The following is an 11,594-nucleotide window of genomic DNA, read 5'->3' as shown; positions in this document are numbered from 1 at the left end:
TGATGTCGAACCTGGGGGTGAGGTGACGCGTCATGTCCGGGCGGTCCGCCCAGGCTCCGGGTCAGCCGTTCCTGACCGCATCGACCACGCCCGCGATGGTGGGCTCGTCGAAGAAGACGTCCAGGGGCACCTCGACACCGAGCCGCTTGCGCATCCTCGCGATGATCTGGGTGATGGTCAGCGAGTGGCCTCCTAGGTCGAAGAGGTCGTCGTCGGTGGCGATGGGGGAGATCCCCAGGACCTCCTCCCAGATCCGGCGCACCTGCTCGACAAGATCTTCTCCCCGTTCGGCGGCGTCCGCCACCCCGTTCGCCTGAGTCTGGGGCTCTCTCATGTCGTGCTCATGTCGTGAATGGCAGGCTCCCCGATCTGGCCAGGACCCCCGTCCTGGGCACGGCGGCGCGGCAGGGGCTCTGAGCAGCCGCGAAATGGCATTTCGAGCGAGATCGCCGACGGCATGCCGCAATATCAGTTGCGCAAACCGCAATAATCTCGTGGAAAGACTGACATGGTTATATACATCCCTGCAATATCCCGATAGTAATCTCCCATCGCTTGCGAGCGGGGAGGGCGACATGTCAATCACCGTTGAACGAGGTGGGCGCCTCAACTGGGCCCAGCGTGAATGGTTCGAGGACCTCGGCGCCGACTCCGACAGCGAGTGGTCGTTCGAGGCCAACTTCAGCGCGATCCTGCCGGGTCACGACCTCGCCCAGGGAGACGTCACGGCGGCCGTAGCCGACCTGCTCACCCGGCACGAGGGCCTGCGTACGCACATCGTGCGAACCAGCCGGCAGGACGTCTGCTCGGTCGGAGAGGGCCTGGCCGCGGTGATCCGCGTGACGCCCGACGAACCCGGCGACCACGCGGACCCCGGCGGTGGGGCGTTCCAGGCGGCCGTGCGGACCTCGTTCCGGTTGCACGCGCAGTGGCCCGTCCTGTTCGTCCTGCTGACCGCGGGGGGCCGTGTCCGGCGCATCGGCGTGGTCGTCGACCACTCCGCCGTGGACGGCTGGGGCATGCGCGTGCTCTGCCGCGACCTCGAACGGGCGCTCCGGGCGAGGGCCAAGGGGCATGAGCCGTTCGGCGGCCCGATGGAGGACGTCGAGCAACCCCTCGACACCGCCCTTTGGGAGCAGGGGGCCGCCGGCGAGCGCCACCAGGAGCGGGCCCGCACCCACTGGCGGCGGCAACTGGTCACACTCAGGGACGCGCTCGGAGACTGGACCCCGAAGACCGCGAAACGCGACGATCACCCTGTTCTGCACACCTGCCGGCTGGCCTCGCGCCGGGTGGCGCAGGCCGCGGAGGCCGTCGCCAAGGCGGCGGGGACGCCGGTCTCGACCGGATATCTCCTCGCCTTCGGGGCCGCGGTCTGCGAGGCGGAGCAGGCTCCCGCCGCAGGGGTCTTCGCCCTGTCCGCCAACCGGCTCTCCGCGGCCGTCCAGGGTTCGGTGCGCAAGGCCGTGATGCCCGTGCCGGTCGTCGTGCCAGGCCCGCGCGAGGGCGCCTACCGGGACAGGCTCGCCGTGTGCGCCGCCCGCCTGCTGCAGGGCCATCGTTTCGCCAACTTCGACCCCGGTGTGGCGCGGCCGCTCGAAGCCGACGTGCTCGGAGGTCTGCGCGGCACCGGCGCGAGTTCCGCCCGGTTCAACTACGTCGACAACGCGCTCGTCGGAAGCGCGGCCAACAGCCGGTCGTGGGGCAGGGACAGCTTCGCCTTCGGGGATCCGGCCCACCAGGGGGTCGTCCGGTTCTCGCCGCCCCGGCCCGGCGGCTCGCGGTACATCCTCACGGTCCAGCACCGGGTCTCCGGAGCGCTGCTCACCCTGGCGTGGCACGAGGACACCGGCTGGGGGGACGTCGCCGAGGCGATGCTCTGGCACATCGAGGACGTGATGGCCTGGGCGGCGTCAGGCCATGAAGGGCCACCACCGGAATTCGGACGGACCAATTAGCCGATAAAAGCTTTTTCGCCCGAAAGAGCGAAGAAGGCGAATCCGATGCGCCGCGTGCGAGCGGGCGGCGAATTCGGCATGGGCGCACTCGGCGCGCCCCGTATCCGGGCCGGCACGCGTCAATGAGGGCGACCGATGACACGGCTCCCGACGTGGCCCTTTCTCTTTTGTCGAGTCGTGCTGACATCGGTCTTGTCGAGCCGTTGACGCCGTCGTAGCACGTATGTAACATTTGGCCAGTCCGGTGCAAGATCCCATCAAAGCCCTGTTAGTTTCTCTGCAATCTTTCGCAACTTGCGGCAGGAAAGCACTGCGTCCGTGCATCCGCCCCGGCCCATCCACGGAGAGGCCTTCGGTGATGTCGGCATTGGCAGTGCCCGCACGCTCCCCGCCAGCTCACAGCCGCCGGCGGGCGTTCGGCGCCCCCTGGAGTCACGCTGACCGGCTCGGCCGCGTGCGTCGCGCGTGGAGATCGCGGTCTCCCCGCCACTCCCTGTCGTTCCAGACGAGAGATAGAGAAACGCGATGAGAAGCAAGAAATCAGGGTTACGGCTGGTCGCGGCGTTGCTCGCGGCCGGTCTGCTCGTTTTGGCGGGTCCGGTGTTGCCGGCCTCGGCCGCGGGTCCGAATCTGGCGGCCGGCAAGGCCGTCACGGCGAGCAGTTTCGCGGACGTCTACCAGGCGGGCAACGCCAACGACGGCAACCAGAACACCTATTGGGAGAGCGCGAACAACGCGTTCCCGCAGTGGATCCAGGTGGACCTCGGGTCGGCCGTCAGCGTGAACCAGGTGGTGCTGAAGGTTCCCGCACCCAGCGCGTGGCAGACCAGGACGCAGACGTTGTCGGTGCTGACCGGGACGGCCAGTCCGCCGTCGACCACGACGGTGGGTTCGGCCGGCTACACCTTCAACCCGGCGACCGGTAACACGGTGACGATCAACTTCACCGCGACGACCGCCCGGTACGTCCGGGTGAACATCACCGGCAACACCGGATGGCCGGCCGGTCAGATCTCCGAGTTCGAGGTGTACGGGCCGGTGACCGGTGACACCCAGGCGCCGAGTGCGCCGTCGAACCTGGCCTTCACCGAGCCCGCCTCCGGTCAGATCCGCCTGACCTGGGGGGCTTCCACCGACGACGTGGGCGTGACCGGGTATGACGTGTACGCCAACAACGCGCTGCGCGCCAGTGTCGCGGGCAACGTGCTGACCTACACCGACAGCCAGCCCGCCACGGCCACGGTGTCCTACACGGTGCGGGCCAAGGACGCCTCCGGTAAGCAGTCGGCCGACAGCAACACCGTCACCCGCACCGGCAGCGGCGGGGGCGGCGGCTCCAACCTCGCCGTGGGCAAGCCCGTCACCGCGTCCGGTTCGGTCTTCACGTTCGTGCCGGCCAACGCCGTCGACGACAACCTGGCCACGTACTGGGAGGGCGCGAGCGGTTCCTACCCGAGCACGCTGGCCGTCCAGCTCGGCGCCAACGCCGACGTCAACCGGGTCGTGGTCAAGCTCAACCCCGACAGCGCGTGGGGCACCCGCACCCAGACCATCCAGGTTCTCGGCCGTGAGCAGAGCGCGTCCGGTTTCACCAGTCTGGTCGCCGCGGCGCCGTATGTGTTCAACCCGGCCTCGGGTAACACGGTGACGATCCCGGTCTCCGGCCGGGTCGCCGACGTGCAGTTGCGGATCACCTCGAACACCGGAGCTCCGGCCGGGCAGGTCGCCGAGTTCCAGGTCTTCGGCACCCCGGCACCCAACCCCGACCTCACCATCACCGGGCTGACCTCGGCTCCGACGTCCCCGGTCGAGACCGACTCCGTCACGCTGTCGGCCACCGTCAGGAACGCGGGCACCGCGGCCTCCGGAGTCTCGGACGTCAACTTCTACTTCGGCACCACGAAGGTCGGCACGGCCTCCGTCGGCGCACTCGCCGCCGGGGCCAGTACCACGGTCACCGCGAACATCGGTCCCCGTGACGCCGGCACGTACGCGCTGAGCGCCAAGGTCGACGAGGCCAACAGCGTCATCGAGCAGAACGAGACCAACAACTCCTTCGCGAGCTCGACCTCGGTGGTCGTCAGGCCCGTCGACAGCTCCGACCTCGTCGGGACGGCGAGCTGGACCCCCAGCAACCCGGCGAGCGGCAACGTCGTCACCTTCTCCGTGGCGATCAGGAACCAGGGCACGGTGGCCTCCGCGAGCGGCGCCCACGGCATCACCGTCACGGTCACCAACGACTCGGGCACCGTCGTCAGAACGCTGACCGGCTCCTACAGCGGCGCGATCGCCGCGGGCGCGACCACGAACCCCGTCAACCTCGGGACCTGGACGGCCGCCAACGGCAAGTACACCGTCAAGACCGTCATCGCCAACGACGCCAACGAGCTCCCGGTCAAGCAGGGCAACAACACCAGCTCGGTGCCGTTCTTCGTCGGCCGCGGCGCGAACATGCCGTACGACAGCTACGAGGCCGAGGACGGCGTCGTCGGCGGCGGCGCGCAGGTGGTCGGCCCGAGCAGGGACATCGGCACCTTCGCGGGCGAGGCGTCCGGCCGCAGGGCCGTCACGCTGAACTCGACGGGCAGCTACGTCGAGTTCACCACCAAGGCCTCGACCAACACGCTGGTCACCCGCTTCTCCATCCCGGACGCCTCGGGCGGCGGCGGCATCAACTCGACGCTGAACATCTACGTCAACGGCACCTTCCTCAAGCCCGTCAACCTGACGTCCCACTACGCCTGGCTGTACGGCAACGAGACCGGCCCCGGCAACTCGCCCGGCGCGGGCAGCCCCCGGCACATCTACGACGAGGCCAACGTGATGCTCGGGACCACCGTCCCGGCCGGAAGCAAGATCAGACTGCAGAAGGACGCCGCCAACACCACCAACTACGCGATCGACTTCATCAACCTCGAGCAGGTGTCGCCGATCGCCAACCCCGACTCCGCCAAGTACGCCGTGCCGACCGGTTTCGGCCAGCAGGACGTGCAGAACGCCCTCGACCGGGCCCGCCAGGACGCCAACCTGGTCGGCGTCTACCTGCCCCCGGGCGAGTACCAGACGACAGGCAAGTTCAACGTGTACGGCAAGGCCATCAAGGTCGTCGGAGCGGGCCCCTGGTACACCCGGTTCAACTCGCCGTCCGGTCAGGAGAACACCGACGTCGGCTTCGACGCGCAGTCGTCGGCGAACGGCTCGTCGTTCTCCGGCTTCGCCTCCTTCGGCAACTGGACCAGCCGGGTCGACGGCCCGGGCAAGCTGTTCAACTTCGCCAACGTCTCCAACATGACGATCGACAACATCTGGGTGGAGCATCAGATGTGCATGTACTGGGGCGCCAACACCGACAACATCACGATCAAGAACTCCCGGATCCGTGACCTGTTCGCGGACGGCATCAACATGACCAACGGCAGCACGGACAACCTCGTGAGCAACAACGAGGCGCGTTCGACGGGTGACGACAGCTTCGCGCTGTTCTCGGCCATCGACGCCGGCGGCGCCGACGAGAAGAACAACGTGTACGAGAACCTGACGGCGATCCTGCCGTGGCGCGCGGCCGGTGTCGCGGTCTACGGCGGCTACGCCAACACGTTCAAGAACATCTACATCGCCGACACCCTGACCTACTCGGGCATCACGATCAGCTCGCTCGACTTCGGGTACCCGATGAACGGGTTCGGCGCCAGCCCGCCCACCGTGTTCGACAACATCTCGATCGTCCGCGGGGGCGGTCACTTCTGGGGCGCGCAGACCTTCCCCGGAATCTGGATCTTCTCCGCTTCGAAGGTGTTCCAGGGCATCCGCGTGAGCAACGTGGACATCGTGGACCCGACCTACAGCGGCATCATGTTCCAGACGAACTATGTGGGTGGACAGCCCCAGAATCCGGTCAAGGACACGATCTTCACGAACGTGTCGATCACCGGTGCGCAGAAGAGCGGCGACGCCTTCGACGCCAAGTCCGGATTCGGCATCTGGGTCAACGAGATGCCGGAGTCGGGCCAGGGGCCGGCGGTCGGCTCCGCGACCTTCAACAACCTCCAGATGAGCAACAACGCTCAGAACATCAAGAACACCACGTCCACGTTCACCATCGTCCAGAACCCGTAGCCCTCTGACGGCCGTACGGTGACAGGTGCCGCCGGGAGTCGACCTCCCGGCGGCACCGCCGTTGCCCCTGCCGGAAAATGCCCTGCGGAGCAGACCGGATATGCCGAATAATCCGGATGCGCCCTAATCGGGGTGGATGGTCGGTCGAGAAGCAAGGTGACTCTCGAATGGACGATGTGCGGTTGCCCGACGAGGTCGTGCTGGACAAGCTGGCGCGACGCCTCTCGGCCGCGACAGGCGACCCCTGGGCCGCCAGGGGAAGCATGATCAAGGGCCCGGGCACGCTGGGGATCTTCCTCGGGGAGGATCACACAGGTTCGGCCAAGCACCTCGATCTGAACTTCGTCTTCAACCTGGACCGTCCCGTGGAGACGTCGATATCCGACTGCACGACAGGGTTCGGATCCACGGTGGAGGAGGCGGTGGACCGGGCCATCGAGATGTGGCTCGGCACGACCGGAGCCGCCCTGCTGGAACTGCTCAGGCGCGACGGTTCCTTCGCTGCGCACTTTCCCGCGGACGACCCGGACGGGTTCCCCGGCTGGCACACCATCCACGGTGGCATCTCGGGATGGGGCGCAGGCGAGGGCCATGACGTCGTACAGCACTGGCTGATCGACAATCCGCTGCTCCCCAGGCTCGCCCCCGCCTTGCACGACGCGCTGGATCGCGGCTCCCTGATCGGGGTCAAGGTGTTCTTCGGCGGCAGGGCCGGTCGCGAGACCGCGGAGGTTCGAGTCAACGGCGGCGTCCACGAAGGCGCGTCGCTCGCCCTGGCCGGGCTGGACTGGCCCAGGAAGCAGGACGGCCTGTCGTACGCCCGGACGTTCATGCTGCTCGTGCACCCGCAGGAGCCCGCGACGGCGGCGAACGCCTGACCTGAGACGAAGGACGGTTGCCCGGATAATCCGGTGCGCGGCGTGCGAGGCGTGCGGCACACTTCGGGCTGATGGACGAACAACGACTGAAGAAGGTCTCGAAGTATCTCTCCAAGCACCTGCGCCACCAGCCGGAGCGCATCGGCCTCACGCTGGACCGGAACGGCTGGGTGGACGTGGACGATCTCCTGAGGGCGGTCGCCGCACACGGGTTCCCGGTCTCGGCGGCCGAACTGGCCGAGGTGGTCGCGAACAACGACAAGCAGCGGTACTCGGTCGTGGACGGCAGGATCCGCGCGAACCAGGGGCACTCGGTGCCCGTCGACCTGGACCTGCCGCCTCTCGAACCGCCCGCGCATCTGTACCACGGCACGGTGGCCTCGGCCCTGCCGTCGATCAGAGACGAGGGGCTGCGTCCGATGAACCGGCACAACGTGCACCTGTCGCCTGATCGCGAGACCGCCACCCGCGTCGGCGCCCGGCGAGGAAGGCCGGTCGTCCTGACGGTCGATTCGGGCTCGATGCGCGCCGCCGGGCACGTCTTCTACCGCAGCGACAACGGCGTGTGGCTGGTGGAACACGTCCCCCCGTCGTTCATCCGTCTCCCCGGCTGACCACCGAGGATCGAAGAGCGAGGTCAGCCGAGCGTGCCAGTCACAATGGATTGAACCGTTCGCCCCGTTCTGACAGGTGCCCGTCGCCGGAAGCGCCGATACCGGCGATCGACAACCTTCTGCGGCGAACTGGGTTTCGGGTCTCCTGCTCAGCAAACTCAGGATTAGTTTTCGCCAGACGTAGCAGGCGACGGGCCTGATCCGGCGAAAGCCGATCAACCAGGTGACGGAGCTCCTCGTACACGTTTTCGGCGGTCACACCCCAAATCTAGGTAAGCGCCTGTGTTCGCCCCAGCCCAATGCCCGTATCTGACCGTGCGTCTCGCGAGGTGGAAAGTCATCCACGGATCGGCTTTCGTTGCCCGCGTCGTGAGAGCCGGCCTCGGTATCCTCAAGCCGAGGGAGAGGAGTCGGTCATGACGGCACAACCCCATGAACACCACAGGCGCTCACCCGCACGGATCCGTGCGTCGCTTCGTGACGATCGCAGCCCCCGTGCCATTCGTGCCGCCCTGCCCGCGGAAGATCTGGACGCGTTCGACCGGGAGTACCGCGAGGCTCTTCGAAGGGCCGGAGACGAACTGGATCTGACTCCGCTCCATGACTGTGTGGAGTCCTGGTGGCGGCAGGCTGTGCTGAAGGCGGATCCGGTCGCCTACGCGAACATGGTTGAGCAGGCTGAGGATCTCCAGCGTCGAGCGGAGGGCGGCGAGCCAGTCGGCGGGGTTCCCTGGGACGACGCGTTCGAAGCACGTCTGCGCCGCAGGACCGAGGCGGGAGAGTAGGTGTACTCCGTTGACCTCGATCCTGTTGCTCAGCAGCAGGCCGAGGCCCTACCGGTGACGGCGATCAATACGTTCCTGGAACTGCGCGCCGTTCTGGAGACGGACCCTTGGGGCGGCCGCCCACTCAATCCCGACAATCCGAAGGCCAACATCCTCACCTACATGTTCGGCGGGCTCGGATCGGCCGTCTCTCTCATCCTGGACGAGCAGCGCTTGGTCCACATCATCAGAATCGACTGGCTTGGCTGATTGTCAGGTCGGGGGCTCGAGGGCGTCCCGGGCGTCCATCAGGGCGAAGCCGAGCAGGTTCAGGCCCCGCCAGGTGGCGGGGGAGGCCGCCAGCTCGTTTCCCGCGCCGAGCCCGATGCCCCAGATCCGGTCGCGCGGGCTGGCCTCCACCAGGACCCGGCTGCGCGTGCCGAGCAGGAACGTGCCCAGCTCGGCGTGCTGGCCGAACTTGGCGATGTTGCCCCGCGTCACGATCCCGAACCGGTGCGCGGCCCACGTCGCGTCGTCGAACCCGCGGACCGTACGGCCCAGCTTCTGCGCCTCGGCCGGATGGTCCGCCGCGAGGATCGCGGACGCCGTCTCGTCGTCGCCGAACAGCCAGGCCTTGTGGGCCATCATGTAGTGCTCGGCCGACCGGAAGACGTGCCCGTCCTCGGTGAAGTCGGCGGACCACCACTGGCTGAGGCACCCGGCTCCGGCGCTTGCGCCGGGAGCGGGCCGGTGTCCCCAGAAGAACACGTAACGCAGCCTCTCGCCGGCCCGCTCGGCGGCCATCGCCTCATCGACGGAACGGGGGAGTCTCACGATCTTCGACACCCTCGTCACACTGCCAGGTCCCGTCGCGGGAGACCAACCGATTTCAGCCCACGACGGGCCCGACCGTCAGGGAGTTGATGGTCTTGCCGGTGCAGTGCGAGGTCTTCCAGGAGAGGAACGCCGCGACCTTCTGGTTCGGCGGGTAGATCCGCAGGCCCAGGGCGGGGGCGAGCATGCACTCCTTGGGGTCGTACCCGCCCGCTCCGTTGCTGTCGCGCAGCAGTGCGACCGCCGCGCCGCCGGGCTTGAGCGTCACGGTGGTCGCGCGCTCACCGCTGCGCCCTGCGGCGTTGCCCGACTGGACCCCCTTCTCCGCGACGTACGAGACGCCGGGGTAGCCGCTGAGGGTGCAGGGGAGCTTGGAGGCGTTGGTGAAGATCAGCGCGACGTTCACCGACCCGGCGCCCGCGTCCGGCGCCTTCATGGTGATCTTGAGTTGGTCCGTTGCGCAGGCGCCGATCCCCGGCTTCGGCGGCCGAGACGGGTCGGCGCTCGGCGTGGAGGGCTGCTCGGGTGTGGACGGTGTCTCCGGCGTGGCGGGGGCGTCGTCTGTGGGATCCACGTCCACGGGCTGGGCCGTCCCCGGGAGAGTCTGCGGGCTCTGCGCGCCCGGGGTGTTGATGACGCTCGTGCAGCCGGCCAGAACGGCGATGGAGGCGGCCGCCGTCACCGTGTACAACAGGGCTCGCGGCACGCCCGCGCTCGGGAGCATCGACCCCACACGCCGACGGACGCGTGTTTCCCGATGGTCAGCCACGTCTTCCTCATTTCCTGGGTCCTGTGCGAACTCTTCTTCACCGGGTGAGATGGGCACGTGGGCGGGAAAAGTTCTCGCCGATCACCGCGTCAGTCCTCGACCTCGAGGGTGCGCAGAATCCGGTCGGTCGCATCCGTGTCGCCCTGCTGGCGGATCTGCACGTACACCTGGGTCGTGCCCCCGCCCGCCCGCGTCAGGTGGATCTCTTCGAGGCTGCCGGACGCGCAGCCGACCCAGCGCCGGATCTCACCTTTCCACCCGCCCCCGTCGTACGCCCGGTCGCTGTCGTACCTGCAGCCGTCGTGGGTGATCATGTTCACTCGCCCGGGCAGGGCGGACTGGTCGGTGAGACCGACGAACACGCCGTCGACCTGGGAATTCAGGTCCGGCCAGCCGCTCAGATCATTCGCCACGGCGAGGCCGGGCTCGTGTGCGTTCGTCAGGCCCAGGCTCCCCGGATTCCAGCCCGCGGTGACCACCTGGCGGCCCCACGCCGCGGGAACCTGCACCCTGATCCGCTTGGTGGCGTCGCTCACCTCCACCACGTCCGGCGCCGACCGGGAGGAGATCAGGTAGGCGGCGACACCCGACCCGGCGAGCACCAGCACGGCGGCGGTGAGCGCGGCGACCAGCGGAGTCCGGCGTGCACGCCGTCTCGGCGACCCGGCCGGAGGATCATCCGGCTGTTCCGTCTGCCGTTCGTCGGACCGCCCTTGGGACCGCCCGTCGCTAAGGCTGTCGCCGGGGGCGCGGCCCGGCTCGTCGGCGGGCGCGCTCACCGGCTCGCTGAGCCCCTTGTCGTGCGCCTTGTCGTGCGCCTTGTCGAGCCCCTTCTCGAGCTCCGCGGCGAAGCTCGCCGCGGTCGGCCATCGGTCCTCCCTGTCGGGCTCCATGGCCCGCTGGATGGCGCGCCGTACGCCTTCCGGCAGGTCGGGGCGCAGGTCACCGGCGGGGACGACCTTTCCCGGGGAACCGGGGACGCTCCCCGTGACCAGGTGGTAGGCGAGTGCTCCCAGGCCGTACACGTCGGCCCGTTCGTCGATGCCCGCGGTCGGCTCCGCCTGTTCGGGCGCCATGTAACCCGCCGACCCGGCGGCCATGGTGAGGCCCGAGGCGTGTGCGAGGCTCTTGGCGAGGCCGAGATCGGCCACCAGCACCCGTTCGCGGCCGCCCGCCGCGCTCGTGATCAGCACGTTCGACGGCTTGATGTCCCGGTGCAGGATCCCCGCCTCGTGGAGTGCGGCCACCCCGTGAGCGGTCTCCGCCGCCAGCCGCACCGCCTCCGCCACGGGCATCGGGCCGTGGGACAGCCGGTCCTCGAGTGTGCCGCGGTCCGCGTGCTCCATCACGAAGTAGGGCCGCTCGTCGGGAAGCTGGCCGATGTCGAAGACCTGCACCACGCTGCTGGACGAGGCCCGGCGCAGCAGCCGGGCCTCGGAGAGGAACCGCTCCCGGATGTCCATCCGGTACGCCCAGTTCTCCGCCATGACCTTGACCGCCACCGGCGCTTCCAGCAGATCGTCGTGGGCCAGCCACACGGTGGCGAACGCGCCGGAGCCCAGACGTCGTTCGAGCCGGTAACGGCCTATCTGCAGGGGAGGGGGCATGCCGTATATCATGCCCGGGTCGTCCGCCCACCCCCGACGAGCCACCCGGTTACC

At 68.5% G+C, this 11,594-nt stretch carries 11 protein-coding genes; 6 read left to right on the top strand and 5 right to left on the bottom strand.

Annotation, left to right across the window (positions count from 1 at the left end):
- Positions 1 to 61 precede the first annotated feature (61 nt).
- Complete coding sequence (locus Pka01_RS40895; RefSeq protein ID WP_239115276.1) at positions 62 to 334, bottom strand: phosphopantetheine-binding protein; 273 nt, start codon at positions 332 to 334, stop codon at positions 62 to 64.
- A gap of 241 nt (positions 335 to 575) precedes the next feature.
- Between Pka01_RS40895 and Pka01_RS24985 the strand changes: the two genes are divergently transcribed.
- The 4 genes from Pka01_RS24985 to Pka01_RS24970 all read left to right on the top strand — a co-directional run bounded on the left by Pka01_RS24985 (position 576) and on the right by Pka01_RS24970 (position 7,566).
- Positions 576 to 1,958 (top strand): condensation domain-containing protein, encoded by a 1,383-nt coding sequence (locus tag Pka01_RS24985; RefSeq protein WP_203885293.1) that lies wholly within the window; start codon positions 576 to 578, stop codon positions 1,956 to 1,958.
- A gap of 525 nt (positions 1,959 to 2,483) precedes the next feature.
- Complete coding sequence (locus Pka01_RS24980; protein ID WP_203885292.1) at positions 2,484 to 6,074, top strand: galactose-binding domain-containing protein; 3,591 nt, start codon at positions 2,484 to 2,486, stop codon at positions 6,072 to 6,074.
- A gap of 167 nt (positions 6,075 to 6,241) precedes the next feature.
- Positions 6,242 to 6,952 (top strand): DUF6348 family protein, encoded by a 711-nt coding sequence (locus Pka01_RS24975; RefSeq protein ID WP_203885291.1) that lies wholly within the window; start codon positions 6,242 to 6,244, stop codon positions 6,950 to 6,952.
- Between the two features lie 71 nt (positions 6,953 to 7,023).
- The gene (locus Pka01_RS24970) at positions 7,024 to 7,566 is read left to right on the top strand and encodes an RNA 2'-phosphotransferase (protein WP_203885290.1); all 543 of its coding nucleotides are present in this window, start codon (positions 7,024 to 7,026) and stop codon (positions 7,564 to 7,566) included.
- Positions 7,567 to 7,606: 40 nt separating this feature from the next.
- Here Pka01_RS24970 and Pka01_RS24965 read toward each other — a convergent pair whose 3' ends face one another.
- Positions 7,607 to 7,825, bottom strand: a complete 219-nt coding sequence (locus Pka01_RS24965; protein ID WP_203885289.1) for a hypothetical protein — start codon at positions 7,823 to 7,825, stop codon at positions 7,607 to 7,609.
- Between the two features lie 157 nt (positions 7,826 to 7,982).
- On the opposite strand from Pka01_RS24965, the gene Pka01_RS24960 reads away from it, so the two are divergent.
- Together Pka01_RS24960 and Pka01_RS24955 are read left to right on the top strand one after the other, a co-directional pair.
- Positions 7,983 to 8,351, top strand: coding sequence for a DUF6247 family protein (locus Pka01_RS24960; protein WP_203885288.1), 369 nt, complete (start codon positions 7,983 to 7,985; stop codon positions 8,349 to 8,351).
- Positions 8,352 to 8,600 (top strand): hypothetical protein, encoded by a 249-nt coding sequence (locus Pka01_RS24955; protein ID WP_203885287.1) that lies wholly within the window; start codon positions 8,352 to 8,354, stop codon positions 8,598 to 8,600.
- Between the two features lie 3 nt (positions 8,601 to 8,603).
- Here Pka01_RS24955 and ybiA read toward each other — a convergent pair whose 3' ends face one another.
- The 3 genes from ybiA to Pka01_RS24940 all read right to left on the bottom strand — a co-directional run bounded on the left by ybiA (position 8,604) and on the right by Pka01_RS24940 (position 11,540).
- The gene (gene ybiA / locus Pka01_RS24950; RefSeq protein WP_203885329.1) at positions 8,604 to 9,134 is read right to left on the bottom strand and encodes a riboflavin biosynthesis intermediates N-glycosidase; all 531 of its coding nucleotides are present in this window, start codon (positions 9,132 to 9,134) and stop codon (positions 8,604 to 8,606) included.
- An 85-nt stretch (positions 9,135 to 9,219) separates the two neighbouring features.
- On the bottom strand, positions 9,220 to 9,933 hold the full coding sequence (locus tag Pka01_RS24945; RefSeq protein ID WP_203885286.1) for a DUF4232 domain-containing protein: 714 nt from the start codon (positions 9,931 to 9,933) through the stop codon (positions 9,220 to 9,222).
- Positions 9,934 to 10,022: 89 nt separating this feature from the next.
- Positions 10,023 to 11,540, bottom strand: a complete 1,518-nt coding sequence (locus tag Pka01_RS24940; protein ID WP_203885285.1) for a protein kinase domain-containing protein — start codon at positions 11,538 to 11,540, stop codon at positions 10,023 to 10,025.
- Positions 11,541 to 11,594 lie beyond the last annotated feature (54 nt).

This window comes from Planotetraspora kaengkrachanensis, assembly GCF_016862895.1.
Classification (GTDB): domain Bacteria; phylum Actinomycetota; class Actinomycetes; order Streptosporangiales; family Streptosporangiaceae; genus Planotetraspora; species Planotetraspora kaengkrachanensis.
The sequence above is the reverse complement of the archived record's forward strand: the minus strand, read 5'-3'. Positions and strand labels throughout refer to the sequence as shown.